Source organism: Ruegeria sp. AG1, assembly GCF_056541705.1.
Genome location: NZ_JBQFYU010000001.1, coordinates 321,198 through 348,164 on the forward strand (window position 1 = coordinate 321,198; position 26,967 = coordinate 348,164).

Annotated in this window: 23 protein-coding genes; 21 read left to right on the top strand and 2 right to left on the bottom strand. The window is 59.9% G+C overall.

Features of this window, described 5'->3' with window-relative positions; translation table 11 throughout:
• Positions 1-5 precede the first annotated feature (5 nt).
• The 5 genes from ACR0B5_RS01625 to ACR0B5_RS01645 all read left to right on the top strand — a co-directional run bounded on the left by ACR0B5_RS01625 (position 6) and on the right by ACR0B5_RS01645 (position 6,026).
• Complete coding sequence (locus tag ACR0B5_RS01625; RefSeq protein ID WP_480537967.1) at positions 6-1,487, top strand: UDP-N-acetylmuramoyl-L-alanyl-D-glutamate--2,6-diaminopimelate ligase; 1,482 nt, start codon at positions 6-8, stop codon at positions 1,485-1,487.
• Entirely contained in the window at positions 1,484-2,878 is a 1,395-nt protein-coding gene (locus ACR0B5_RS01630; protein WP_480537969.1) for a UDP-N-acetylmuramoyl-tripeptide--D-alanyl-D-alanine ligase, read from the top strand. The genes ACR0B5_RS01625 and ACR0B5_RS01630 overlap by 4 nt, the downstream gene beginning before the upstream one ends.
• Positions 2,879-2,913: 35 nt before the next feature.
• Entirely contained in the window at positions 2,914-3,996 is a 1,083-nt protein-coding gene (mraY, locus tag ACR0B5_RS01635; protein ID WP_170468019.1) for a phospho-N-acetylmuramoyl-pentapeptide-transferase, read from the top strand.
• A 149-nt stretch (positions 3,997-4,145) separates the two neighbouring features.
• Positions 4,146-5,546 (top strand): UDP-N-acetylmuramoyl-L-alanine--D-glutamate ligase, encoded by a 1,401-nt coding sequence (murD, locus tag ACR0B5_RS01640; protein ID WP_480537971.1) that lies wholly within the window; start codon positions 4,146-4,148, stop codon positions 5,544-5,546.
• A 99-nt stretch (positions 5,547-5,645) separates the two neighbouring features.
• Entirely contained in the window at positions 5,646-6,026 is a 381-nt protein-coding gene (locus tag ACR0B5_RS01645) for a glycine zipper family protein (protein ID WP_170374988.1), read from the top strand.
• Here the strand turns inward: ACR0B5_RS01645 and ACR0B5_RS01650 are convergent.
• Entirely contained in the window at positions 6,023-7,201 is a 1,179-nt protein-coding gene (locus ACR0B5_RS01650; protein ID WP_480537973.1) for a BaiN/RdsA family NAD(P)/FAD-dependent oxidoreductase, read from the bottom strand. The two genes, ACR0B5_RS01645 and ACR0B5_RS01650, sit on opposite strands and share 4 nt — an antisense overlap.
• A 249-nt stretch (positions 7,202-7,450) precedes the next feature.
• Between ACR0B5_RS01650 and ACR0B5_RS01655 the strand changes: the two genes are divergently transcribed.
• From ACR0B5_RS01655 to ACR0B5_RS01730, 16 genes are all read left to right on the top strand, one after another.
• Positions 7,451-8,524, top strand: coding sequence for a Hint domain-containing protein (locus ACR0B5_RS01655; protein WP_480537975.1), 1,074 nt, complete (start codon positions 7,451-7,453; stop codon positions 8,522-8,524).
• 128 nt (positions 8,525-8,652) lie between these two features.
• Positions 8,653-9,816 carry a putative lipid II flippase FtsW gene (gene ftsW / locus ACR0B5_RS01660; protein ID WP_170702517.1) on the top strand — a complete coding sequence of 388 codons (1,164 nt, stop codon included), beginning with the start codon at positions 8,653-8,655 and terminating at the stop codon, positions 9,814-9,816.
• Positions 9,816-10,913 carry a UDP-N-acetylglucosamine--N-acetylmuramyl-(pentapeptide) pyrophosphoryl-undecaprenol N-acetylglucosamine transferase gene (locus ACR0B5_RS01665; RefSeq protein WP_480537977.1) on the top strand — a complete coding sequence of 366 codons (1,098 nt, stop codon included), beginning with the start codon at positions 9,816-9,818 and terminating at the stop codon, positions 10,911-10,913. Before ftsW ends, ACR0B5_RS01665 begins: the two co-directional genes overlap by 1 nt.
• Positions 10,910-12,319 carry a UDP-N-acetylmuramate--L-alanine ligase gene (gene murC, locus ACR0B5_RS01670; protein WP_480537979.1) on the top strand — a complete coding sequence of 470 codons (1,410 nt, stop codon included), beginning with the start codon at positions 10,910-10,912 and terminating at the stop codon, positions 12,317-12,319. Before ACR0B5_RS01665 ends, murC begins: the two co-directional genes overlap by 4 nt.
• Before the next feature lie 72 nt (positions 12,320-12,391).
• Complete coding sequence (locus ACR0B5_RS01675) at positions 12,392-12,640, top strand: DUF2484 family protein (RefSeq protein WP_480537981.1); 249 nt, start codon at positions 12,392-12,394, stop codon at positions 12,638-12,640.
• Complete coding sequence (locus tag ACR0B5_RS01680; RefSeq protein WP_480537983.1) at positions 12,637-12,879, top strand: DUF2484 family protein; 243 nt, start codon at positions 12,637-12,639, stop codon at positions 12,877-12,879. Before ACR0B5_RS01675 ends, ACR0B5_RS01680 begins: the two co-directional genes overlap by 4 nt.
• A gap of 56 nt (positions 12,880-12,935) precedes the next feature.
• Positions 12,936-13,862: a UDP-N-acetylmuramate dehydrogenase gene (murB, locus tag ACR0B5_RS01685; RefSeq protein ID WP_480537985.1), complete on the top strand. Its 927-nt coding sequence runs from the start codon at positions 12,936-12,938 to the stop codon at positions 13,860-13,862.
• Positions 13,863-13,970: 108 nt separating this feature from the next.
• On the top strand, positions 13,971-14,888 hold the full coding sequence (locus tag ACR0B5_RS01690) for a D-alanine--D-alanine ligase (protein ID WP_170460942.1): 918 nt from the start codon (positions 13,971-13,973) through the stop codon (positions 14,886-14,888).
• Positions 14,876-15,883, top strand: a complete 1,008-nt coding sequence (locus tag ACR0B5_RS01695; protein ID WP_480537987.1) for a cell division protein FtsQ/DivIB — start codon at positions 14,876-14,878, stop codon at positions 15,881-15,883. Before ACR0B5_RS01690 ends, ACR0B5_RS01695 begins: the two co-directional genes overlap by 13 nt.
• Positions 15,884-15,891: 8 nt before the next feature.
• Positions 15,892-17,226 (top strand): cell division protein FtsA, encoded by a 1,335-nt coding sequence (ftsA, locus tag ACR0B5_RS01700; RefSeq protein WP_480538156.1) that lies wholly within the window; start codon positions 15,892-15,894, stop codon positions 17,224-17,226.
• The gene (locus tag ACR0B5_RS01705) at positions 17,213-17,629 is read left to right on the top strand and encodes a hypothetical protein (protein ID WP_480537989.1); all 417 of its coding nucleotides are present in this window, start codon (positions 17,213-17,215) and stop codon (positions 17,627-17,629) included. Before ftsA ends, ACR0B5_RS01705 begins: the two co-directional genes overlap by 14 nt.
• Positions 17,630-17,978: 349 nt before the next feature.
• Positions 17,979-19,580 carry a cell division protein FtsZ gene (gene ftsZ, locus ACR0B5_RS01710; protein ID WP_480537991.1) on the top strand — a complete coding sequence of 534 codons (1,602 nt, stop codon included), beginning with the start codon at positions 17,979-17,981 and terminating at the stop codon, positions 19,578-19,580.
• A 213-nt stretch (positions 19,581-19,793) separates the two neighbouring features.
• Positions 19,794-20,714 carry a UDP-3-O-acyl-N-acetylglucosamine deacetylase gene (gene lpxC / locus ACR0B5_RS01715; RefSeq protein ID WP_480537993.1) on the top strand — a complete coding sequence of 307 codons (921 nt, stop codon included), beginning with the start codon at positions 19,794-19,796 and terminating at the stop codon, positions 20,712-20,714.
• Positions 20,715-20,840: 126 nt separating this feature from the next.
• Positions 20,841-21,704: an outer membrane protein assembly factor BamD gene (locus ACR0B5_RS01720; protein WP_170468611.1), complete on the top strand. Its 864-nt coding sequence runs from the start codon at positions 20,841-20,843 to the stop codon at positions 21,702-21,704.
• 36 nt (positions 21,705-21,740) lie between these two features.
• Complete coding sequence (recN, locus tag ACR0B5_RS01725; protein WP_480537995.1) at positions 21,741-23,390, top strand: DNA repair protein RecN; 1,650 nt, start codon at positions 21,741-21,743, stop codon at positions 23,388-23,390.
• 100 nt (positions 23,391-23,490) lie between these two features.
• A complete protein-coding gene (locus ACR0B5_RS01730; protein WP_170664856.1) occupies positions 23,491-25,176 on the top strand; it encodes a chloride channel protein in 1,686 nt (561 codons plus the stop codon).
• Here ACR0B5_RS01730 and ACR0B5_RS01735 read toward each other — a convergent pair.
• Complete coding sequence (locus ACR0B5_RS01735; protein ID WP_480537997.1) at positions 25,173-26,540, bottom strand: DUF3179 domain-containing protein; 1,368 nt, start codon at positions 26,538-26,540, stop codon at positions 25,173-25,175. The genes ACR0B5_RS01730 and ACR0B5_RS01735 overlap by 4 nt on opposite strands.
• Positions 26,541-26,967 lie beyond the last annotated feature (427 nt).

A 26,967-nucleotide genomic window follows, 5' to 3' on the forward strand; every position in this document is an offset into this window, starting at 1 on the left:
GGGTCATGGGCGCAAGAACAAAGAAACTCAGCCAACTGGCCCTGACAGCACGCGGAGGCGCGAATCCCGACATCACCGGATTGGCCGCCGATAGCCGCGAGGTCAAAGACGGTTTCCTGTTTGCAGCGCTTCCCGGTACGCGTGTCCACGGTGGTGAGTTTATCCAATTCGCTCTGCGCATGGGCGCTGCTGCTATTCTGACCGACGCTGAAGGCGCGCAGATCTCCGAGGCCGAACTGGCCGCATCCGATGCTGCCTTGGTTGTGGTTGAAGACCCGCGTCAGGCACTTGCCGGTTCTGCCGCGCTTTGGTTTGGGGCGCAACCTCAGACGATTGTTGCGGTCACTGGGACCAATGGCAAAACCTCGGTTGCCACATTCGTCCGCCAGATCTGGGCTGAGCTTGGCCACGCCGCCGTAAATCTTGGCACCACCGGGGTCGAAGGCGCATGGACCGCGCCGCTGGCTCACACCACGCCCGAACCAATCACCTTGCATCGCTGCTTGTCCGAGGCTGCCGAAAACGGCGTGACCCACGCGGCGATGGAGGCGTCCTCGCATGGATTGGAACAGCGGCGTCTGGACGGAGTGCATCTGGTCGCTGCTGGGTTCTCGAATTTCACGCAGGATCATCTGGACTATCACGAGACCTTCGAGGCCTATTTCGCAGCCAAAATGGGTTTGTTCGACCGGGTTCTGCCGCAGGACGGCACGGCGGTTGTCAACTTGAGCGACCCGAAGGGTGCGCAGGTGCGCAAGATCACTGAGGCTCGGGGGCAGACAGTGCTGACCGTTGGGCTGGGTGAGGCCGACCTGTGCTTGATGAACCAACGGTTTGACTCGACCGGGCAGGATTTGCGGTTCTCGTGGCAGGGCAAGACCTTCCAGACGCGCCTGAACCTGATCGGAGGGTTCCAGGCTGAAAACATCCTGCTGGCTTGCGGACTGGTCATCGCGGCAGGCGACGACCCTGAGCGGGTGTTCGAGACCTTGCCGCATCTGACTACGGTCAGGGGCCGCATGCAGCTAGCCGCCACCCGCGACAATGGCGCGGCGGTGTTTGTGGACTATGCACACACGCCGGATGCGGTCGCCACGGCTTTGAAAGCGCTGCGCCCGCATGTGATGGGACGTTTGATCGCCATCGTTGGCGCGGGCGGAGATCGCGACGCCACCAAGCGCCCGCTGATGGGAAGGGCCGCCGCCAATCACGCGGATATCGTCTTTGTCACTGACGACAACCCGCGCAGCGAAGACCCGGCCTTTATCCGCGCCGCCGTGATGGACGGTGCGCCAGAGGCGACCGAAGTAGGTGACCGTGCCGAGGCCATTCTGCGAGGTATTGAAGCTTTGCAACCCGGCGATGCGCTGCTGATTGCAGGCAAAGGCCATGAAACCGGCCAGATTGTAGGTGATCAGGTGCTACCCTTTGATGATGTAGAGCAGGCGAGCATTTCCGTGGCCGCTCTGGACGGGAGGGTCGCATGACACTCTGGACTGCGGCAGAGGCCGCCGCTGCAACCGGCGGGCGCGCTACCAGTGAGTGGACTGTGGATGGCGTGTCGATTGATACGCGGACATTGCAACCGGGCGACTTGTTTGTCGCGTTGAAGGCCGCGCGCGACGGCCATGATTTTGTAGCTCAGGCGCTGGAGAAGGGCGCTGGCGCCGCCTTGGTGTCGTATGTCCCTGAAGGGGTGTCCGAAAATGCGCCTCTGTTGATTGTCGATGATGTGCAATCCGGGCTGGAAGCACTCGGACAGGCCGCCCGCGCCCGGACCGAGGCGCGTGTGGTGGGAGTGACAGGGAGTGTTGGCAAGACCTCAACCAAGGAAATGCTGGCCACCATTCTGGAAACGCAGGGCAAAACCCATGCCAGTGTCGCCAGCTATAACAATCACTGGGGTGTACCACTGACGCTAGCACGTATGCCGCAAGACACTGAATTCGCGGTGATTGAGATCGGGATGAACCATCCGAGCGAGATTGCCCCGCTGGCCCGTCAGGCGCGCCCGCATGTGGGTTTGGTGACGACGGTGGCCGCTGTTCACCTCGAAGCGTTCGAGTCCGTTGCCGGTATCGCTCACGAGAAAGCGGCGATCTTTGAAGGGTTGGAGCCCGGTGGTGCAGCCATCGTGAACGCTGATGTCGAACATACGGGTATATTGCGCCAGGCAGCACAAAACCTTGGCGCTGGAATCGTTGAGTTCGGTCGGCAAGGTGCAGATTACAAGCTGATCGAAGTGACTGCCGGGTCCGAAACCGTTCAAGCACGGGCTGAAGTTGGTGACACTGTGTTTGCCTTCGACGTCCAATCGGCAGGCACGCATTTTGCAATGAATGCGCTGGGTGCGTTGGCCGCTTGTGTTGAGATGGGCGTGGATTTGGAACAGGCAACAGACGGCCTGCGCCAATGGTCCCCAGTCAAAGGGCGCGGGGTTCGGGAGACTCTGCCGCTGGCGAGTGGCGGTCAGATCGAACTGCTGGATGATAGCTACAATGCGAACCCAACCTCGATGGAGGCTGCGCTGGACGTCTTAGCCGCCTCGAACGGCACGCGCCGCATCGCCTTTTTGGGCGACATGAAGGAATTGGGCGCACAAGAGGTCGCAATGCATGCGGGCATGGCCGAGGTGAGCGCGATGGCACAGGTCGATCGGGCTCACTGTATTGGCCCGTTGATGAAAGCGCTGCATGAGGCGTTGCCGGATACAAAGAGGGGCCTGTGGTTTGAAACCAGCGCCGAGATGGCTGAACACCTGCCGGAATTGATTGAAAGTGGCGATGCCGTGCTGGCGAAAGGGTCTCTTAGCATGGCGTTGGCCCGGATTGTTGACGGTCTGCGGAAAATGGGGCAAGGGGGCGCGCTTGACGGGTAACGCACCCGTGCGCCTCGTGTGAGAAAGGTACTGTAATGCTGTATTGGTTGACCGCCCTGTCGGACGGAGGGGATTTCTGGAACCTCTTCCGCTATATCACGTTCCGCGCGGGTGGGGCCTTTTTGACGGCGCTGATCTTTGGGTTTCTGTTTGGCAAACCTTTGATAAACGTACTGCGCCGCAGGCAGGGTAAAGGCCAACCGATCCGTGATGACGGGCCCGAGGGGCATTTCTCCAAAGCCGGAACGCCCACCATGGGTGGCTTGCTGATCGTAGGGGCGCTGGTCACGTCAACGCTACTATGGGCGCGCTGGGACAATCCCTACGTCTGGATGGTGCTGTTTGTGACGTTGGCTTATGCGGCCATCGGGTTCGCCGATGACTATGCCAAGGTGTCCAAGCAGAACACCAAAGGCGTGTCTGGCAAAATGCGCCTGGCACTGGGGATAATCATTGCAGTGTTGGCGGCCTTTTGGGCGTCCTTGCATCATCCGGAGGCTTTGCAGAACCAACTGGCGGTGCCGATCTTCAAGGATACGCTTGTCAATCTAGGGATCCTCTACATCCCGTTTGCCGTTATCGTGATTGTGGGCTCTGCCAATGCCGTGAACCTGACCGATGGTCTTGACGGTTTGGCGATCATGCCCGCGATGATTGCTGCTACGACTCTGGGAATCATCGCTTATGCGGTAGGGCGCGTCGACTTTACTGAGTATCTGGATGTGCACTACGTACCCGGAACGGGCGAGATTCTGATCTTCACCTCGGCCCTGTTCGGCGGTGGCCTTGGGTTCCTGTGGTATAACGCCCCGCCTGCGGCTGTGTTCATGGGCGACACTGGGTCGCTCGCTTTGGGTGGCGCGCTGGGCGCGATTGCCGTGGCGACCAAGCACGAGTTGGTGCTGGCCGTGGTCGGCGGCCTGTTTGTGGTCGAGGCGCTGAGTGTGATCATTCAGGTTCTTTACTTCAAACGCACTGGCAAGCGCGTGTTCCTGATGGCACCGATTCATCACCACTATGAGAAAAAGGGCTGGGCCGAACCCACCATCGTGATCCGGTTCTGGATCATTTCGCTGATCCTCGCGATGATCGGTCTGGCGACACTGAAAGTCCGATAGCCCTCCCGCCAGGTTAAGAGGGCCTGCGGCCTTCTTGCCACCTGTTAGGCCCGGCTCGCGCTGGCACGCGAGCCTGAAGTGCCCTTGCCATTGGGATTTTCTTCGGTGCAGTGTGGCGCGCATTCAAGTTGAACGAAGGGGAGGGCGGCATGATCCCGGTCAAAGGTTTCTCAGGGCAGAAGGTCGCCGTTTTGGGCCTTGGCCGCTCGGGTTTGGCGACGGCGCGCGCGTTGCGTGCCGGTGGAGCCGAGGGGATCTGTTGGGATGACAATCCGGCCGCGCGCGAGACTGCTGAAGGGGAGGGGTTTCAATGCCTCGATCTGCGCCGCCACGGGGCGTTTGATGAGATCGCCACGCTGATCGTTTCGCCCGGTATTCCGCATCTTTATCCTCAACCGAACCCGGTTGTCGCCGCCGCGTTGGAGGCCGGGGTGCCCGTGGACAACGATATCGGCCTGTTCTTTCGATCGTTTGCGGGACCGGAATGGAACAACTACGACACGCCGCCACGCGTGATCGCAGTGACCGGATCAAACGGTAAATCGACCACGGCGGCCCTGATCCATCACATTCTGTCCGAGGCGGGGCGTGAGGCGCAGCTGGCGGGCAATATCGGGCGTGGCGTGTTGGATATCGACCCCGGTGGCGATGGATCGGTCGTTGTGCTGGAGCTCTCGAGCTATCAGACCGAGCTGGCCCGCGCATTGACGCCTGATGTAGCCGTCTTTACCAACTTATCGCCGGACCATCTGGATCGACACGGTGGAATGGGTGGCTATTTCGCCGCCAAGAGACGCCTTTTTGCCGAGGGCGGGCCAGACCGTGCCGTGATTGGCATTGATGAAGCCGAAGGCGCGTTCCTCGCAGGGCAACTGGCCGAGGGTCCGGCGGATGATCGGGTGATCCGCATCTCGGTTGAGCGCAAACTTACCGGTCCGGGATGGCAGGTCTTTGCCCGCAAAGGCTTCCTTTCGGAGTATCGCAAAGGGCGGCAGACCGGCTCGATTGATCTGCGCGGCATAAAGGGGCTGCCGGGCGCGCATAACCACCAGAACGCCTGTGCTGCCTATGCCGCTTGTCGGTCTCTGGGTCTGGCGCCGCGCGTGATTGAGGATGCCTTGCACAGCTATCCGGGCCTGCCGCATCGCAGTCAGATCATCGCCGAAGCGGGTGGGGTGACTTTCGTGAACGACTCCAAGGCGACGAATGTGGACAGTGCGGTGAAAGCTCTGAGTGCGTTCAAGAAAATCCGTTGGATTTGCGGTGGGTTGGAGAAAGAAGGAGGCATTGACGCCCTGAACGGTGCTTCGGATCAGGTTATCAAGGCCTATGTGATTGGGCGCGAAGCGGCGGGTTTCGCCATGCAACTAGAGGTCGAAGCCCAAGTCTGTACCACAATGGCCGCTGCCGTTGAGCAGGCCATAGCCGACAGTGAGGCTGGGGAGACCGTCTTGCTGGCTCCAGCAGCAGCCAGTTTTGATCAATATGACAATTTCGAGCAGCGCGGGGATGACTTCGCGGCGCAGGTTCAAAAGCACCTTAAAGCCTAGCCCGTTTGCAATTCCTTGCCGATTGGGCGACAGTTCGCGGGTATCGGCTTGAAGCCGTTTAAGAATTTGCTTTTCTGCTCGGAAATTCAAAAAGAGGTCATGAATATGCCTAACCCGAAATCCCTTCTGATCGTCCCGGCTCTGCTGCTGGCTGGGGCTTGCACGAATACAGGCGCAAACTACGTGCCCGTTATTGATGGCCCGGTTGGTCCAAATTATCAGTCAGACTTGCTGCAATGTCAGCAGCTGGCGGCCTCGCAGGCGGCAGTTGACGGGTCGACGGCTGGCAACGCGGCGATCGGTGCGGCGGGTGCTGCGGCGACTACGGCGATCATTCAGGACAGCAGTGACAATCTGGGTCGCGCTGCGGCGGCGGGTGCTCTGATCGGGGCCGGGGCTGACGTGATTGCAAAGAACCAGAACAAGGAAGTCATCGTGCGCAACTGCATGCGCGGACGCGGCTATAACGTCGTCGGCTAACGCGCGGAAATGGCCTTTCCAGCGGCGTGGCCCGAGGACCACGCCCACTGGAAGTTGTAGCCGCCAAGCCATCCGGTGACATCCACCGCTTCACCAATCGCATAGAGGCCGGGGACATCCTTGGCCTCCATCGTTTTTGACGACAGGTCATCTGTGTCGATCCCACCCAGAGTGACCTCAGCGGTGCGGTAACCTTCGGTCCCTGAGGGGGTCAGCTGCCATTCTGACAATGCCGAGATCAGATCGTTCAGCGCCGCGTCCGACTGATCGGCAAGGTTGCCCTTCATCGGGATATGCTGGGCGAGGTGATCCACCAACCGCGATGGCAAGTGCCGGGCGAGTTCGGTGGTCAGAGCCTTGCGCCCTCCGGCTTGTCGCTGATCGCGCAGAAGATCGAACAAGGGCAGGTCTGGGATCAGATTGACGCGGATCGCTTCTCCCTCATGCCAATATGAGGACAGTTGCAGCACGGAAGGCCCGCTGAGGCCGCGATGGGTGAACAGAAGTGCTTCGTCAAAACTGGTGCGGTCGTTGGAGAGACGTGCTGGCAGAGAGACGCCAGACAGCTCCTTGAACCTCCCGTCCGAGAAGGTGAATGGGACCAACGCAGCGCGGGTATCGGTGGTGCGCAGATTGAATTGCTGCGCGATGTCATAGGCGAGACCTGTGGCACCCATTTTGGGGATCGACTTGCCGCCGGTTGCCAGCACAAGGTTGCGGCAGGTCAGGCTGTGCCGCGCACCTTCGCGGTCGACCTCCAGCGCAAACCCGGCTTCGGTCTTGCGCAGCGCTTTGACCTCGGTCCGCAGCCACAGGTCGGCCCGGGCCCGGGTCATCTCATCCAGCAGCATCTGAACGATCTGTTTCGAAGACTCATCACAAAACAACTGCCCCAGCGTTTTCTCATGCCATGCGATACCGTGACGCGCGACCAGATCGATGAAATCCCATTGCGTATAGCGCGCCAAGGCGGATTTGCAGAAATGCGGGTTTTGCGACAGGAAATTGGCGGGCCCCGCATACATGTTGGTAAAGTTGCAGCGCCCGCCGCCTGAGATACGGATCTTCTCGCCGGGGGCTTTTGCGTGATCGATCACCAGAACCCGCCCGCCGCAATGCGCCGCGCACATCATACCGGCAGCACCGGCCCCGAGGATGATCGTGTCATAGGTCATGCGCTGCGAATGGCGCGGATTGGCCCGGATGGCAAGCGCTGGTAAGACACCTGCTCAAAAACAGAGCGTGTCCAAAGGCCAGCTTCTATCAGGCGAAAGGCACAGTTTCCGCAGCCGAGAGCGCCTGAACAGCAACAGATTAATGTATTTTGAACCGTTGTGAGGCCTACCACCTGTTACCTTGGCCTGAGTGACGATAAAAAAGTGCCAAGTTCCGAGCTGTTTCCCGTTTTGCGGAGTGTATTCACTATGCCGACCAATGTTTTCGGTGCGTTCCGAACCGATACCGATCTGTCTGCGAATGACGTTACCTTCGATCCAACAGGCGTTGTCTTCGAGATTTCGGCCTACAGCCAGATCACTATCGAGGATGGGGCCGACGCTACAATCATCGATGGTGATGATCAGAACAACGAGTTTCCAAACGATCCAACGCAGACCTTCGATGGCAATGTGATCTTCTGGGACTTCACTATCGAAGTCACTGACGGCACCAATACGTACCAGATCGGTATCTTCGACTACGACATCGACGGCAATGGAAACTCGAACGTTATCAACGCGGAATCCGGGTTCTTCATTGGGTTTCTTGATGGCTCTGTTCCACCGCTGAACACGCCTCTGACCGTCAACGGGGTTATCGACAACGGCCCCGATATTGATGTTGATACGGTTGTGCCGTGTTTCGTTTCGGGCACGTTGATCGAAACACCTGATGGCCCACGATTGATTGACGATCTGAACCCAGGTGATTTGGTTCTCACTCAGGATAATGGTGCTCAACCGATCCGTTGGATCGGCACGCAGGACCTCGACAAAATAGATCTGACGCTGAAACCCAAGCTAAGGCCAATCCATATCGCGCAGGGTGCTTTGGGACAGGGCGTTCCTGCGCGTGATCTGTGTGTCTCGCCACAACACCGCATGCTGGTAAAGTCAGCCATTGCTGAGCGCATGTTTGCCAAAGATGAGGTCTTTGTCCCGGCCTGCAAACTGCTCGATCTGCCTGGCGTTTCAGTGCAGACGGGAGGCGCGACGGTTACGTATATCCACCTTCTCCTTGACCGCCACGAGGTCATCTTTGCCGAGGGCGCGCCGACGGAAAGCCTGTTCACGGGGCCCGAAGCGCTTAGGGCGATCGGAAAGAACGGAGTCGAAGAATTGCGGCAAATTTTCCCGCAATTGTTTTTAATTACCCACAAGCCTGAACCCGCGCGACTGTTCCCGAGGAGGGGGAGGCAAATGCGCAATCTGGTTCAGCGTCACGTGAAAAACGGCAAGCCAATGGTTCAGAGAAAGGCTCAGGCTAATAGCGGCGGTTGAACTCGCTACTTTGTCTCCGTTTTTTGTTTGCAAAGCTCATTTCCCTAGCCCAAACGCCAATTTCCCTGTAGACTCTCAAGCAGATCCCGAAAACGGGACGCGAGTGAGGCAGTAAGTGGCGGTATCTCATGACTGAGATGGTGTATGGCGCGGTCCAGGACCAGCGCGGGGAACCGATTCTACCGAAGTGGTGGCGGACGATTGATCGCTGGACGATGTCCTGCGTTCTGATTCTGTTTGTCATCGGATTGTTGCTGGGGCTGGCTTCATCGCCGCCTCTGGCCGGGCGAAACGGGTTTGATCCGTTCCACTATGTCGAACGACAGGCGCTCTTCGGCGGATTGGCGCTGATCGCAATGTTGCTGACCTCGATGATGTCTCCGACATTGGTGCGCCGTCTGGCGGTGTTGGGCTTTTTGGGGGCCTTCGTAGCGCTGGCATTCCTGCCGGTCTTCGGGACGGATTTCGGAAAAGGTGCTGTACGCTGGTACTCGCTGGGTTTCGCCTCATTGCAACCGTCCGAGTTTCTAAAGCCCGGATTTGTGGTCATTGCGGCGTGGCTGCTGGCGGCCTCGCAAGAGATTAACGGCCCTCCCGGGCGCTTGTGGTCCTTTGCGCTGTGTATGGCGATCGTTGGCATGCTGGTGATGCAGCCTGATTTTGGGCAAGCCTGCCTGATCCTGTTCGGCTGGGGCGTGATGTATTTCGTGGCCGGAGCGCCGATGCTTTTGCTGGTTGGCATGGCAGGCGTGGTCGTTCTGGGCGGGATGTTCGCCTATTCCAACTCGGACCACTTTGCCCGCCGCATCGACGGCTTTCTGAACCAAGAGGTCGATCCGACCACTCAGCTGGGCTACGCGACCAATGCCATCCGTGAGGGCGGTTTGTTCGGTGTTGGTGTGGGTGAGGGGCAGGTCAAATGGTCTCTTCCTGACGCGCATACGGATTTCATCATTGCTGTGGCGGCCGAGGAATATGGGCTGATCCTGGTGCTGATCATCATCGCGCTTTATTCGATCATCGTTGTGCGCTCGCTGATGCGCCTGATGCGTGAGCGGGATATGTTCATCCGTCTGGCTGGCACCGGGCTGGCCTGCATGTTTGGCGTTCAGGCGATGATCAATATGGGTGTGGCGGTGCGCCTGTTGCCCGCAAAGGGCATGACGCTGCCCTTTGTCAGCTATGGCGGCTCATCCCTAATCGCGGGCGGTATTGCGGTCGGCATGTTGCTAGCCTTCACACGCTCGCGTCCACAGGGTGAGCTAGGTGATATCTTGCGCGGACGAGGCTGATGGGCAAACCTTACCTGTTGATTGCGGCTGGCGGCACCGGGGGCCACATGTTCCCGGCGCAGGCCTTGGCTGAGGCGATGTTGCAAAAAGGCTGGCGCGTGCGCCTGTCGACCGACCCGCGCGGTGCCCGCTATACCGGGGGTTTCCCGCACTCGACCGAGATTGTCGAGGTGTCCTCGGCCACTTTCGCGCGCGGCGGTTTGGCCGCAAAGGCTCTGGTGGGGCCGAAGATTGCGGGCGGTGTGACCAGCATGGCGATGCAGATGTTGCGCGACCGTCCGGACGTGGTTGTGGGCTTTGGCGGCTATCCGTCGATCCCGGCGCTGGGCGCGGCAACGCTGCTGAAACTGCCGCGTATGATCCATGAGCAAAACGGCGTTTTGGGGCGTGTGAACCAGCTCTTCGCCACACGCGTGGCCCAAGTGGCCTGCGGTGTTTGGCCGACCGATCTGCCCGAAGGGTCCAGCGGCATTCACACCGGTAACCCGGTCCGGGCTTCGGTGCTGGAGCGGGCTGGCGCACCCTACATTCCGCCCGGCGAATATCCGATGTCGGTGCTGGTGATGGGTGGCAGTCAGGGTGCGCGTATCCTCAGCGATGTAGTGCCCGAAGCGATTGCGGCTCTGCCCGAATTCCTGCGCGGGTTCATCCGCGTCTCGCATCAAGCCCGCGACGAGGATGGCGAGAGGGTCACGGCCTTCTACGCCGATCACGGCATTCGCGCGGATGTGCAGCCGTTCTTTGACGACGTTCCGCGCCGCATGTCGGATGCGCAGCTTGTCATCAGCCGTTCGGGCGCGTCGAGCGTGGCCGATATCTCGGTCATCGGTCGGCCCTCGATCCTAATCCCTTTCGCCGCCGCTGCAGGGGATCACCAAACCGCCAACGCCCGAGGGCTGGTGCAGGCGGGTGGGGCGATCATGATCCCCGAAAAGGCGCTTGACGTTCCCTCACTGACCGAGCAAATGACCACGGTTTTAACCAACCCGGAAGCCGCACAAAAAATGGCCCATGCCGCCCTCTCGACAGGAGCCCCCGACGCCACCGAGCGCTTGGTCGCCCTTGTCGAGCAACTGGCGCAGAAGGAGACCACATGAACCCCGCAACCAAACTGCCGCAGGACGTAGGACCGATCCATTTCGTTGGGATCGGAGGGATCGGGATGTCGGGCATCGCCGAGGTGTTGCTGAACCTTGGCTACCGGGTGCAGGGCTCGGATCTTAAGGCCTCGATAATCACGGATCGGTTAGCGTCTCTTGGAGCCGAGATTTTTGTGGGGCAGAAGGCCGAAAATCTGCAAAACGCCGCCGTGGTCGTCACCTCGACCGCGATCAAACCGGGCAATCCGGAACTAGATGAGGCGCGCGCGCAGGGCCTGCCGGTTGTTCGTCGCGCTGACATGCTGGCCGAACTGATGCGCCTGCGGTCGAACATCGCGATTGCCGGGACCCATGGCAAAACCACCACGACCACGATGATGGCCGAACTGATGGTCGCAGGTGACTTCGATCCTACCGTCATCAATGGCGGCATCATCCACGCCTATGGCTCTAACGCGCGCATGGGGCAGGGCGAATGGATGGTGGTCGAGGCCGACGAATCCGACGGCTCGTTCAACCGTCTGCCCGCAACCATCGCCATCGTCACGAATATCGACCCCGAGCATATGGAGCATTGGGGTGATTTCGATACGCTGCGCGACGGGTTCTATGAGTTCGTATCGAACCTGCCCTTCTATGGTCTGGCGGTGTGCTGCACGGATCATGCCGAAGTGCAGGCGCTGGTCGGCCGCATCACCGACCGCCGCGTGCGCACCTATGGCTTCAACGCGCAGGCCGATGTGCGGGCCGAGAACCTGACCTACAAGGGCGGCGTCGCGCATTTCGATATCCATCTGCAATATGAGGACAAGGTGATCGAAGGTTGCACCCTGCCGATGCCGGGTGACCACAATGTCTCGAACGCGTTGTCCGCTGTTGCGGTGGCGCGGCACTTGGGCATGAAAGCATCCGAAATCCGCGAGGCTTTGGCGAATTTCGGTGGCGTCAACCGCCGCTTCACCAAGGTCGGAGAGGTCGACGGTGTCACCATCATCGACGATTACGGCCACCACCCGGTCGAAATCGCCGCCGTCCTGAAAGCCGCTCGCCAAGCGACCGAGGGCCGCGTGATCGCCGTTCACCAACCGCACCGCTATTCGCGTCTGTCCAACCTGTTCGACGATTTCTGCACCTGCTTCAACGACGCTGACGTGGTCGCCATCGCCGATATCTTCGCCGCCGGAGAAGACCCGATCGAAGGTGCTTCGCGCGATGATCTGGTGCAGGGCCTCATCCGTCACGGCCACCGCCATGCGCGGGCCTTGTTGGACGAAAACGATCTGGAGCGTCTGGTCCGCGAACAAGCCCGCCCCGGTGACATGGTCGTGTGTCTAGGCGCCGGGACGATCAGTGCATGGGCGAACGGGTTGCCGGAACGGTTGCAACGGAAACAGGCTGTTTGACGGCTGATCATATTTGCTGCACAACCTGAGGATGTGTGACCTATTGCCAAGACCACGTCCCAGGAGGGGACAATGGACTATTCGACCATCTTTGCCGCCCTGTGGGTGATCAGCGCCACGATCGTGGCCTTGTTGCCGATGCGGCTGCAATTCCCTCCGGGGATTATCCTGTTGCTCTGCGCGCCGGTAATGATCATCTGGCTGGGCTATGATCATGGATGGGTCTGGTCGGCTCTCGCTTTCGGAGGATTCGTCTCGATGTTCCGCAGACCGATCCGCTTTTACTGGCGCAAATGGGTGCGCGGAGAGGTGATGAAATGACCCTCTCTCTTGCTCTCGCAGCCCTGTGGGGCCTTGTCGCTAACCTTCTGGCGATGATCCCCAGCAAGGACAACCACTGGACCCGCGCCTACATCCTGATAGCGGTCGGTATTCCTCTGCTTGGATATGTCACCTATGAGAATGGCCCATGGGTCGGGCTGTTAGTTCTCGTGATGGGTATGTCGATCTTGCGCTGGCCGGTGATCTATCTGGGGCGGTGGCTGCGTAGGCGGATTTGACCGTTTCGCTGCGGATACAGGTTGCCAACTCCCTCTGAATCCGCGAGTTAGCAGCTATGACTGTTCTTCCTGTGCCTCGTGGCAAACTGTCCGAAAACCGAAGCCTCAGCGACCTGACATGGCTGCGTGTCGGCGGCCCGGCTGACTATCTGTTCCAACCTGCGGATGTTGAAGATCTGCAGGGCTTTTTGCACGAACTTCCCGATGACGTCGTGATCTTCCCGATGGGGGTCGGCTCGAACCTCATCGTGCGCGATGGCGGTTTGCGCGCAGTGGTGATCCGGCTGGGCCGGGGTTTCAACGGGATCGAGATCGAGGGCACTTCGGTCACCGCAGGTGCTGCGGCGTTGGATGCGCACGTGGCGCGTAAAGCGGCGGATGCCGGTGTGGATCTGACCTTTTTGCGCACAATTCCGGGCTCGGTCGGTGGTGCCGTTCGGATGAACGCAGGGTGTTATGGCAGTTACACAGCGGATGTACTGAAAAAGGCCGCTATCGTCACACGACAGGGTGAGGTGGTGAGCCTCGGCCCCGAGGACCTGAACTTTCGCTATCGTCAATCCGATCTGCCTGATGGCGCGGTGCTGATCTCGGCAACCTTCGAAGGTCCCAAAGGTGACCCCGACGCGCTTCATGCCCGAATGATGGCGCAGTTGCAAAAGCGCGACGAGACCCAGCCCACCAAAGACCGCAGCGCCGGTTCGACCTTTCGCAATCCGGCTGGGTTCTCCTCGACGGGGAAGGCGGATGATGTGCATGACCTAAAGGCATGGAAAGTGATCGACGACGCGGGCATGCGTGGGGCCACGAAAGGCGGCGCGCAGATGAGCCCCAAGCACTCGAATTTCCTGATCAACACGGGCGATGCAACTGCCGCGGACCTAGAAGGTCTGGGTGAAGAGGTGCGAAAAAAGGTTTACGAAACAAGCGGCATCACGCTAGAGTGGGAAATCATGCGGGTCGGTGATCCGCCGAAAGAATAAAGCCCCAACCGTCAGACCATAACAGGCAATTAACGGCGACGGATCAAAGGCATAAACACAGTACGGACCACCACATAAGGTCCGGGGACATTGAGGCGCACGTTGGGTATGTCGAGCAGGACAAACCCCAAAGTGGCGGTATTGATGGGTGGCCCCTCGGCGGAACGCGAGGTGTCTCTCAGCTCTGGGCGCGAATGCGCAGCCGCCCTTGTGGGAGAAGGCTTTGAAGTGGTTGAGCTGGACGCAGGTCCCGACCTCTACGCGCGCCTTTTGGACATCAAACCGGATGTGGTTTTCAACGCCCTGCATGGCCGCTGGGGTGAGGATGGCTGTGTGCAGGGCCTACTGGAATGGATGCGCATTCCCTACACTCACTCGGGCGTACTGGCTTCGGCGCTTGCAATGGACAAGCAGCGCAGCAAAGAGGTCTATCAGGCCGAAGGGCTGCCCATTGTTCCAAGCGTGATCGTGCCCAAGGTCGAGGTGGTTGAGGTTCACGTGATGGAGCCGCCTTACGTCGCCAAGCCCAACAACGAAGGGTCGAGCGTCGGCATCTACATCGTGCACGAAGGGTCGAATGGTCCTCCGCAATTGTCGGAGGATATGCCCGACCACATCATGGTCGAAAAATACGTCGCGGGTCGAGAACTGACTGTGACCGTTATGGGTGATCGCGCCCTGACCGTGACTGAGATCATGACGGATGGTGGTTGGTACGACTACGATGCCAAATACAAGCCCGGCGGCTCGTGGCATGTGCTGCCCGCTGACATCCCGCAGGATATCTTTGACCGCTGCATGGACTACGCTTTGAAAGCGCATAACGCTTTGGGCTGTCGCGGCGTGACCCGCACCGACTACCGGTGGGACGACACTATGGGTGCGGATGGGTTGTTCCTGCTGGAAACCAACACCCAGCCCGGGATGACGCCGACCTCGCTGGTGCCGGAACAGGCGGAACACTGCGGGATGAGTTTCGGACAGCTCTGTGCCTGGATGGTGGAGGATGCCTCATGCGACCGCTAAGGGCCTCCCGCGCGCCAGTGATCCATCGGGCCAAACCTCTGGCCGGGCCGGATGCAGATTTCGAATCCGCTGATACCGAATCCCATGAAACGCAGCCCGTTCTCCGTTTGGGCGGGGTGAAGCTGTTCAACCGCACCGCGCGCCGGTCTGACCCGGCACCGTCGCGCCTCAGCTACCGGTTCCAGCGTTGGATGCTGACGCCGGGCATCCGTATGGGCGTCAAGCTGGGTCTGCCGGTCTGCGCCGTTGCGGCAGCCGTCGGGCTTTACTTTGCGTCCGAGGAGCGGCGCGAGGCGCTCAATACCTATATCGCAGACATCCGGACCTCGATTCAGGAGCGTCCTGAGTTCATGGTCAATCTGATGGCCATTGACGGTGCAGGCCCAGGCCTGTCGGATGACATTCGCGAAGTGGTGCCTCTGGATTTCCCGATCAGCTCTTGGGATTTGGATGTCGAACAGATGCGCGACACGATCACCGGGCTTGATCCGGTGAAATCGGCCACTGTGCGCATTCGGCCCGGTGGCATCCTGCAGGTGGACGTTGTCGAGCGTCAGCCTGTCATCGTGTGGCGCACCCGAGAATCTATCGAGCTTTTGGATGAGACCGGCGTTCATGTCGACCTGATCGCCTCACGTAAGGATCACAGCGATCTGCCTTTGATCGCGGGCAAGGGCGCAGATGAGCATGTTGCCGAAGCGCTTGAGATTTTCCGCACCTCGCGCAGCCTTGGCAACCGTGTTCGGGGCCTTGTGCGTATTGGCGAACGGCGCTGGGATCTGGTGCTGGATCGCGGCCAGCGCATCATGCTGCCGACGGACCGCCCAGTGCGTGCGCTCGAACGGGTGTTGGCCGTAAACGAAGTGCAGGACCTGTTAGAGCGTGACGTGGCCGTGGTGGATATGCGCCTCGGACAGCGGCCAACAATCAGAATGACCAAAGCCGCCAGCGAAGACTGGTGGAATACAAAAGTGACAGTGGGTAACGGGCAGTAACGACCATGATGACCGATCTTTATCAGTCCCAACGTGCCATGCGGCAAATGCGCAGACAAGCGATGCAGCGGGGCGTTATCGCCATTCTGGATGTGGGTAGCGCGAAAATCTCGTGCCTCGTGCTGCGCTTTGATGGCACCGGACGGCTGAGTGAGGATAACACCATCGGCTCGATGGCCGGGCAGACCGGGTTCCGGGTCATTGGCGCGGCGACCACCCGCTCGCGCGGGGTGCAGTTTGGCGAAGTGACGGCCATGCAGGAAACCGAGCGCGCCATTCGCACCGCGCTTCAGGCGGCGCAAAAGATGGCCGATATCCGTGTCGATCACGTGATTGCCTGTTTCTCGGGTGCGAACCCGCGTTCCTATGGGTTGGACGCTCAAGTCGATCTGGAAGGTCAGCTTGTGACCGAGGCCGAGGTTGGCCGCGTTCTGAATGCCTGCGATGTGCCGGACTACGGGGCAGGGCGAGAGGTTCTGCATGCCCAGCCGGTGAATTTCGCCTTGGACAACCGCTCGGGCCTGATCGACCCGCGGGGGCAGATGGGGCAGTCGCTGGCCGTCGACATGCATATGCTGACCGTGGACGCGATTGCGATCCAGAATATCGTTCGTTGCATCAAGCGGTGCGATCTGGAACTCGCAGGGATTGCGAATTCAGCCTACGTCTCGGGTATCTCGGCGCTTGTCGAGGATGAGCAGGAGCTGGGCGCGGCCTGTATTGACATGGGTGGCGGTACCACCAGCGTGTCAATCTTCATGAAGAAGCACATGATCTACGCCGATTGCGTGCGCATGGGTGGGGATCACGTCACACAGGATATCTCGATGGGCCTTGGCGTGCCAACCGCCGTGGCCGAGCGGATCAAGACCTTCAATGGCGGTGTCCACGCGACCGGAGCCGACGATCGCGACCTGATCGACATTGGCGGCGATACCGGCGATTGGGAGCATGATCGCCGCACCGTCAGCCGGGCTGAGCTGATCGGGATCATGCGCCCTCGGGTCGAAGAGATTCTGGAGGAGGTGCGCGTCCGCCTGGATGCGGCCGGGTTCGAACATATGCCCAGCCAGCAGATCGTGTTGACTGGTGGGGGCAGTCAGATCATGGGGCTCGACGGCCTCGCGACCCGTATCCTTGGTCAGCGCGTCCGTCTGGGTCGCCCGCTGCGTGTTCATGGCCTGCCTCAGTCTGCGACGGGTCCGGGCTTTTCCTCGGCCGTTGGTCTCAGCCTGTTTGCGGCGCATCCGCAGGATGAATGGTGGGATTTCGAGATCCCCGTCGACACCTATGCTGCACGCCCGTTCAAGCGCGCCGTTCGGTGGTTCCGTGACAATTGGTAGAGCCCTGCGCTGCGCCTTGTGCGCGGCGCTTGCGCCCGGCCTCGCTTCGGCGCAGTCCGTCATCTCACCTGAGACGTTTCTGGACGCAGTGCTGGGCAAAACGGTGCAATTCCACGAAATCCGCAGCGGTGATCTGGTGGGAACCGAGCAGTTCCTGAACCGCAAGACCTCGGTCTGGCGGGTCGAGGGTGGGGGATGCGTCTACGGTCAGATCACAACACCGAATGGGCAGGTCTGTTTTCTCTATGACGATGATACAGACGGCATTCCCGTCTGCTGGTGGCCATTCGAACATCAGGGCCGTTTGATGGTCCGGCTGGCAGAGCTGGGCAATGGTGAAATCCAGGAAGTGCGCAGCATGACCAATCACAGCCTGAATTGTCCAAGTGCCCCAATCAGTTGAAAAACACCTTGCGGAAGCCTGATTTATCCCTCAAGATATCCACAGGACCCGTCAGAGGTCTTGCGGCAGGACATTGAGCAGTTTTCCGCAGTAGTTTTGGTTCGAATCCGAGGCGTGACGCATAGGTCGTTCACTGCTCGGATGCTCTATGTCTTGTGGTGTTCCGCGTTGTTTCCGCTATATTTGGCAAAGCCTGCGAAATGCCGCCGGTTGCTGCCTTATTTCGTCCATATTTTGTGGAATCGCGTGATTTTTGACGTGACCTTTACGCATCACATCGCTAGAATCGAAGATGGATAGGTAGAGAAAAACACCGCTTTGGCGGAACAAAAATACAGGCGGACAGAGCATGACATTGAATCTTTCGATGCCCGGGCACGACGAACTGAAGCCTCGGATTACAGTATTTGGCGTTGGCGGCGCGGGCGGTAACGCAGTCAACAACATGATTGAGAAGCAGCTGGACGGCGTGGATTTCGTCGTCGCGAACACCGACGCGCAGGCGCTGCAGCAAAGCCAGTCCTCGGCGCGGGTGCAGCTGGGTGTGAAGGTCACCGAAGGTTTGGGGGCAGGGGCCCGTCCAACCGTTGGCGCCGCTGCCGCAGAAGAAAGCATTGAACAGATTGTCGACCATCTCGCGGGCGCACATATGTGCTTCATCACCGCCGGTATGGGCGGTGGTACCGGTACGGGCGCGGCTCCGATCATCGCGCAGGCCGCGCGTGAGCTGGGCGTTCTGACCGTGGGCGTTGTCACCAAACCCTTCCAGTTCGAAGGTGCCAAGCGCATGCGTCAGGCCGAAGACGGCGTTGAGTCGCTTCAAAAGGTTGTCGACACGCTGATCATCATCCCCAACCAAAACCTGTTCCGTCTGGCCAATGAAAAGACCACCTTCACCGAGGCGTTCTCGATGGCGGACGACGTTCTGTATCAGGGTGTAAAGGGTGTGACCGATCTGATGGTCCGTCCGGGCCTGATCAACCTTGACTTCGCGGACGTGCGCGCCGTGATGGACGAGATGGGCAAGGCGATGATGGGCACAGGCGAGGCAACCGGTGAAGATCGCGCGATCCAGGCGGCCGAGAAAGCTATTGCCAACCCGCTGCTGGACGAAATCAGCCTCAAGGGCGCGAAGGGTGTGTTGATCAACATCACCGGTTCGCACGACTTGACCCTGTTCGAACTGGACGAAGCCGCCAACCGCATTCGCGAAGAAGTGGATCCCGAGGCGAACATCATTGTTGGCTCGACGCTGGATACCGCAATGGAAGGCGGCATGCGCGTTTCGGTCGTCGCAACCGGCATCGACGCCAGCGAGAAGACCTCGGAAGTTCCGGTCGCGCGCCGCTCGATGTCCGAGCCTTTGACGCGGACTGTTTCCGCTGAAGAGCCGGTCCAAGAAGAGGCACCCGTCGCAGCCGAGGCCGCGCCGGTTCAGACCGAAAACCGCGAACCGTCGTTGTTCGAAGCGGCGGAAGAGCCGGCCCCAAGCCAGTTCCAGCCGCAGGTTGAGCAGGATGATGATGGTCTTCCGCCCCCGGCCTACCAACCGCGCGTGGCCGAATTCGAGCCGCAGCCGGAACCCATTGAAGAGACCCCCGAAACCTATACCGCGCCACATCAGCATTCTGCCGGCACCCCCTCGCCCGAGGCGCTGCAGCGCCTACAGGCCGCCGTTCAGAATGTCCCCTCAGCGGCGCAACGCCTGACGGCGACCCGGCCTCAGGAACCGGCCCCTCAGCCGCAGGCGGAACACGAAGAGCGCCCCCGCTTCGGGTTCAATCGTCTGATCGACCGGATGACCGGCCACGCGGCAGATACGCCTGCGCAACCGCCGCGTCATCAGCCGCAAATGCGCCAGGCTGACGCTACGGCACCTGTCCAGGACGAGGCTGATCCGGATCAGGATCGCATCGAAATTCCGGCCTTCCTGCGGCGTCAAGCCAACTGATCGCGGTAACAAAATCATCGTAAAGGGTCGCCAGAAGGCGGCCCTTTTTTCATGATTTACAAGATCTTAAATAGCCCTGAGCAGGGTTTTGCCGATCTGTCACATTCATGTTTCATTCAGTTGCAAAGAGTGAGTTGAGCCTGAGGGGCCTCTTCCTTAACTCAGTGCCCAACACAGCCCGTATAGGCTGGACACCACGCGCTGAGGCCCATTTTGCAACATACGTTCAAATCTCCGGTTACGTTTAAAGGCGTTGGACTGCATGGCGGTCAGCCTGCAATCATGACTCTGAAACCGGCAGCCGCCGGTCACGGGATCTGGTTCAAACGGACGGATATTGAGCTGGGAAATGCGTTGATCCCTGCAGTCTACGAGATGGTCGAGCGTACACCGCTTTGCACCCGTCTGGTGAATGACGCCGGTGTTTCCGTCTCGACCGTTGAACACATCATGGCAGCGCTTGCCGGGTGCGGCGTTCATAATGCCCTGATCGAGATTGACGGACCCGAAGTTCCGATCATGGATGGTTCCTCGATCGACTTTGTGCGTGGCATCATGGCGAAGGGCGTTCGCCGCCAGGCCAGCCCGGTTCTGGCCTACGAAGTGCTGAAGCCTGTGACCGCGTCTCGTGAAGGGGCCAGTGCCTCAATCAAGCCTGCGGACGGGCTGATCATCGACTTCCACATCGATTTCGAGGATGCGGCCATCGGGAGCCAAGCGAAAACGCTGGATTTGCGAAATGGGTCCTTCGTGCGCGAACTCAGCGATAGCCGCACCTTCTGCCGCCGGATCGACGTGGAAACCATGCGTGAGAATGGCTTGGCTTTAGGCGGGACGCTGGAAAACGCTGTGGTCGTTCAAGGCACCGAGATTCTTACACCGGGCGGTTTCCGCCACGCGGATGAAGCTGTGCGCCACAAGATGCTGGACGCGCTGGGTGATCTCTATCTGGCTGGTGGTCCGATTCTGGGTCACTTCACCGGCGACAAGTCGGGCCATTCCATGACCAACACTCTGTTGCGTACATTGTTCGAAACGCCCGGCGCTGTTCGTCCGATCCTGTGCACCCCCGAGCAGGCCGCCCGTCTGCCGGGTCAGGGCCTTATTGCCGCCGAAATCCCTGCTGTCGCCTGATCTGATCAACTCTGACGACATTTCCGCCAGGAAGTGGATAATGCGTTTTGCACCAGAATTTTCTGTGCTAGACCGAGGCTCGATCCGGTTGGGATCCTGTAAGTAAGACGACTAAGGATGAGCGGTATGGTTGGCAACAAGGCGGCAGTCAGATTCGCAAGTGCGATTCTTCTGGCAGCAGTTTTGAGCGCCTGCGGCAACGGGGGAGGCCTGTTCGGTAGCAAAGGCGCGGATCGGGATCAGAACCTTGAAGGGTTCACGCCGGAACAGATCTACACACGCGGTGAGTATGAGCTGTCGCAGAATCGCTCGGACGACGCGGCGTGGTATTTCTCGGAAGTTGAGCGTCTTTATCCCTATTCCGATTGGGCCAAACGCGCGCTGATCATGCAGGCGTTTTCATTCCATGCCGACAAGAATTACGAAGAAAGCCGTGCTGCGGCACAGCGCTATATCGATTTTTACCCAACCGACGAAGATGCGGCCTACGCGCAGTATCTTCTGGCGCTCAGTTATTATGACCAGATCGACGAAGTCGGCCGCGATCAGGGCCTGACCTTTCAGGCCCTGCAAGCGCTGCGCACCGTGATCGAGGTTTATCCGGACAGCGAATATACCACCTCTGCCGTGCTGAAATTCGATCTAGCCTTTGACCATCTGGCGGGCAAGGAGATGGAGATCGGGCGCTATTACCTACGTCAGGATCACTACGTCGCGGCCATCAACCGGTTCCGTGTCGTGGTTGAGGATTTTCAGACCACCTCTCACACCGCAGAGGCGCTTTATCGCCTGATCGAGGCGTATCTGTCTCTAGGCCTATTTGATGAGGCGCAGACAGCAGGTGCGATCCTCGGGTACAACTACCAGTCCTCGGAATGGTATGATGACGGGTACAAGCTGCTGACCTCGCGTGGGTTGGATCTAAAGAGCCGTGGTAACAACTGGCTCAGCACGATCTATCGCCAGACGATCAAAGGTGAGTGGTTGTAATCGCCATGTCATCAGGCTTGGGACGTTAAAGACCCGATGCTGCGCGCCCTCGATATTCGCGACATGCTGATCATTGACCGGCTGGAATTGAGTTTTCAGCCGGGCTTGAACGCGTTGACCGGTGAAACTGGCGCGGGCAAGTCGATCCTTCTGGACTCACTGGGCTTTGTTTTAGGCTGGCGTGGGCGGGCCGAGCTGGTTCGCCAAGGCGCTGCACAGGGCGAGGTTGTTGCCGAGTTCGAACTGCCTGAAGGCCACCCCGCCCATGCTGTTCTGTCTGAGGCCGGTTTGCCAGGTGGCGAAGAACTGATTCTGCGCCGGGTTAACACGGCAGAGGGCCGAAAAACCGCTTGGGTCAATGATCGCCGCTGTTCAGGTGAAGTCCTCCGCGCTTTGTCGGAAACGCTGATCGAATTGCATGGGCAGCATGATGACCGGGGACTGTTGAACCCTCGTGGGCACCGTGTGCTGCTGGATGACTACGCTCAGGTCTCGGAACTATTGGCCAAGGTACGTCAGGCGTGGTCGGAGATGTCGCGCAGCCGCAAAGCGCTGGCCGAGACCGAGGCCGCTTTGGCAGCCATGCGCGCTGAAGAGGAATTCCTGCGCCATTCCGTGGCCGAGTTGGACAAGCTCGATCCGCAACCCGGCGAGGACGCAGACCTCGATGCCCGCCGCCGCATGATGCAGGGGGCAGAGCGTATCCGCGACGACGTTGCTCGCGCATTTGACCTGCTGGGAGGTGACGGGGCCGAAGGCGCGATGTCGGATGCGACACGTTGGCTCGAAGGCGCGTCGGACTCGGCAGGTGGCCAGTTGGAAGAGCCGATTGCAGCGCTTGGCCGGGCCATGATCGAATTGGGCGAGGCGCAGGACGGTGTGAACGCCTGCCTTCAGGCGTTGGACTTTAACCCCGCCGAACTGGAAGCCGCCGAGGAACGTTTGTTCGCCATCCGAGCACTGGCGCGAAAACATGATGTGGCCCCGGATGATTTGGGCGCATTTGCTGATACGCTGCGTGATCGCTTGGGTAAGCTGGATGCAGGCGACGCCGATCTTGCCGGCCAACGTGCTGCGGTTGAGGCGGCCCAGGCGACCTATGATGCGGCTGCGGCAGATCTTAGCGCTGCGCGTCTAGCTGCGGCTGGACAATTGGATCAGGCCGTCATGGCGGAGCTTGCACCGCTGAAAATGGAACGCGCGGTTTTTCGGACAGAACTTACCACCTCCGATCCTGGACCCGAGGGCACCGACGCGGTGGCCTTTACCGTCGCCACCAACCCGGGCGCACCATCGGGACCGCTGAACAAGATCGCCTCAGGCGGGGAACTCAGCCGCTTTCTATTGGCGTTGAAGGTTTGCCTGTCCGGCGATGACAGCGCCCGGACCATGATCTTTGATGAGATCGACCGGGGTGTGGGCGGCGCGACGGCCGATGCGGTGGGTCGCAGGCTGGCGTCTCTGGCGCAGGGCGGGCAGGTTCTGGTCGTCACGCATTCCCCTCAGGTCGCGGCGCGCGCGGCCCATCACTGGCGTGTGCAGAAGCAGGTCACCGATGGCCAAACGCTTTCGACCGTTGTGCCGCTGGCCGCAATAGATCGCGTTGACGAAATTGCCCGCATGGTCTCGGGCGATACGATTACAGAAGAAGCGCGCGCGGCTGCGCGCGCTTTGTTGGAGGCTTAATGCGTCTTTGGCGCAATCTGCTGGCCTGACCGTCGCTATCTTACTTTTCTCAGACCTCGCCGTGGCTTACTAAGGGTTAAGATATGATCCCCGAGAGCCAATGACTCAATCAACCCGCACCGTTCTGCGCAACCAGCTCAATCAGGCTCTGGCCGCGATCAAGGATGCGTTGCGGGTGATGCGTCGCCGAGGACCAAGCCAAATCCAGTTCTGGTTTATCGCTCTGGCGATCGGGATTGCGGCGGGGTTCATGGCGCTAGGGTTCCGCAAGGCGATCCGCGGCTTGCAGGCCTATATCTACGATACCGAGGATATCCTGCTGTTGCACAGTCATGCCGAGAAGCTGCCTTGGTTCATCGTGCTGATCATTCCGATCATCGGCGGGGTGATCGTTGGGCTGATCCTCACGCGCTTTACCGACGATGGCCGTGTCCGCTCGGTCGCGGATGTGATCGAAGGAGCGGCGGTCAGCGATGGGCGGGTTGAGACCAAGGCTGGCGTCGCTTCGTTGTTTGCCTCGCTGATCACACTCAGTACAGGTGGCTCCACAGGGCGGGAAGGGCCCGTGGTGCATATGGCCGGGGTCATCTCGACCTGGGTCAGCGACCGCATTCATGCGGACGGAATCACCGGGCGCGACCTGCTTGGATGCGCTGTGGCCGCTGCGGTTTCGGCCAGCTTCAACGCGCCCATCGCAGGCGCGCTGTTCGCGCTTGAGGTCGTTTTGCGCCACTTCGCCGTCCACGCCTTTGCGCCCATCGTCATTGCCTCGGTTGCGGGGACGGTGATCAACCGGCTGGAATATGGCGACGTTACCGAGTTCACGTTGGATACGCCCGGTTCACTGCAATTCTACGTCGAACTACCTGCCTTCCTAATCCTCGGGCTGATCTGTGGGTTGGTATCCTTGCTTCTGATGCGCTCGATCTTTTTTGCCGAGGACATCGGCAATCATGTTCAAGCCCGACTGTCTTTGCCGGGATGGCTACGCCCGGCGGTTTCGGGTGCAATGCTGGGCCTTCTGGCGATCTGGTTCCCGCACATTATTGGCGTTGGGTATGAAACGACGATCCGTGCCCTGACCGGCGATCTGGTGCTGACCACAGCGATCCTGTTTGCGGTCCTCAAGACAGTGGCTGTGGCGATCACCATGGGCGGGCGCATGGGGGGAGGCGTGTTTTCGCCTTCGCTGATGATTGGAGCGCTGACTGGGCTGGCCTTTGGGCTGATCGCCACCGGATTGCTGCCAGATGTATCTGGCACCCATACCCTTTACGCTTTTGCTGGCATGGGCGCCGTGGCTGCAGCGGTTCTGGGCGCTCCGATCTCGACCACTTTGATTGTGTTCGAATTGACCGGAGACTGGCAGATCGGTCTAGCGGTGATGGTGTCGGTGTCGATGTCCACCGCCTTGGCCTCGCGCCTTGTGGACCGGTCTTTCTTCCTGACACAGCTTGAGCGTCGCAATGTGCATCTGGCGGCGGGACCACAGGCCTATCTTTTGGCCATGCTGCGCGCTGGGGCGGTGATGCGACCGATCGGCGATGCGCGCTCGATCACCAAGGAGGAAGCGCGGTCGCTGATCGAAAAAGGCCTCTGCGTCAAAGCAAGCGCGACGCTGGAGGCGGCTATGCCTTATTTTGACCGCGATGATATTCCCTGTATCCCGGTGATCGTCATGGACGAAAACGGGACAGAGACGCCGGTTGGCGCGCTCTATCACATCGACGTTCTAAAGGCCTACAACCGGGCGCTGGCTGCGACAGCGGCCGAGGAACACTCCTAGCCGTTATACACGCTCGCCGCGTCGCCCAGGTAGTTGTCCCACGCGAACCAATAAGAGATATGCCCGGCCACGCGCGGCAATTGTGTGCCATCCGGTCCGATCAGCATCTCTTCAGACAAGGTCCATTTGCGACCGCTCTCATCGACCAGACCTCCGCCTGATGCTTTGAACCGGTGGCCTGCACGCTCGTAGGCGCGCACTGTCCGGCGGTCTGAGTTGCCGATCAGAACCAAAGGCCGATCCGCAATCGCGTCGTTGATCACACGGGTCCGGTCGAAGGCGTCCAGCGGCCAGGCCCGCGCGGCGCCGAACTGGCGGATGGTGAAGATGTAGTCCTTCTGGCGATGCTCGGACTGATCTACCAAAGCCGGGAACATCAACTCGGGCGAGGCGAAATACTCGCGATACACCACACCTGAGCCATAGTTGCGACGATGCCCGGTGCTGAGCGACAAGACGCGCGTGCCCGGGTGAGAGTTCTTCCAGCTGTCCCAGGTCGTGATCACCACCGGGCGCTGCTTCAGCTCGATCCCGCTGTCGACCAGGGGGCCCACGACGGGTTTGCCGGTATATTGGTTCCACAGCGAGTGCGTCTCGCGGTCGAACATCAGCTTGTTCGAGCGATACAGGAACCCCGAGGAGCCGAAGACAAACGGTTTCCGCCGCCCCGGCACTTGCGTCTCAAACAAGATGCCCGACCCGCAGAGGGTGCAATAGGCCAATGCCACCGGCACGCCGCCGATCACCTCGTTGAACATCTCGTGCCAGCCCATGATCCTAAGCGGGTAAGCACGCACGTCACCGTTGATCGAGACCCCAAAGACCAGATCATCCTCTTTCAGATAGTCGGCGTCGGAGGCCGAGATCAGCTTCGGATTGTCCAGCGAAGGGATGCCATCCTTGCGCACGCCGCCCCAGGTGATCTCCTCCAGCCGGATCTTCATCCGCTCGCGCTGCAGGTATTCGGGACGCAGGAACAGGTCGAAATTGTCGTCGATCCGCAGCAAGACCTCGCGTTTGAACGGGATCAAAGAAGGGTGTGGGACGATCTGAGGGTTCTGCTCTTGCCACAGCATCCAGTCGAACCAGTCGGTGCCAAGTTGCTCGCCGGTCAGAGTCTCCATCACCTCGACGATGTCGTCCCGCCGCCGGTCGGTGAAGCGCATGGCGGTCAACAGAGCAGGGACCACATCCGGGTTTCCGCGCTGAGCCAGAAAGGCCATCTTAGCCTCGAAATCCGTTCGACCGCCGCGCAGCGTACTGTGCAGCGCGTCCAACACAGGTTCTTCCTGCGCCCAACTTGCGGCAGGTGCCAGCGCGCTGGCTCCGACCATTCCGACAAATTGGCGACGAGAAACAGACATGGCACCCTCCGATCCTTTTTCGCGCTTAGTATGAGGGCAAATGCACCGCCTTGCATGAAACAGCTGCGTGATTGGCGCGTGATCACCCGCGATCGTTGATTTGAGGGGTTAGGTCTGAAAAACAGAGAGGGTATTTTCAGAGCAGATTTCCCATGACCAATGCGATGCTGGGTGGTCAGCCGCATCCCGCGCGCTCTGGCCGGCGGCGGGTTTTGTGTCTTGCCTGCCTTTGCGCATTGCCTTGCCTTCACCGCTTTGCCCATTTTCTATGTGCAATAGGTCGGACTTCCTGGCTATGCGCTCGATTTTGATCGCGACCTCTTTACTGGCGGGGACAGCGGCTGAGGAACACTCATGAGGTTTTGGTGGCGGCCGGGCCACTATGGGCTTCTCTTTGAATTGAACACGTTGTCTGAAAGTGCGGTGT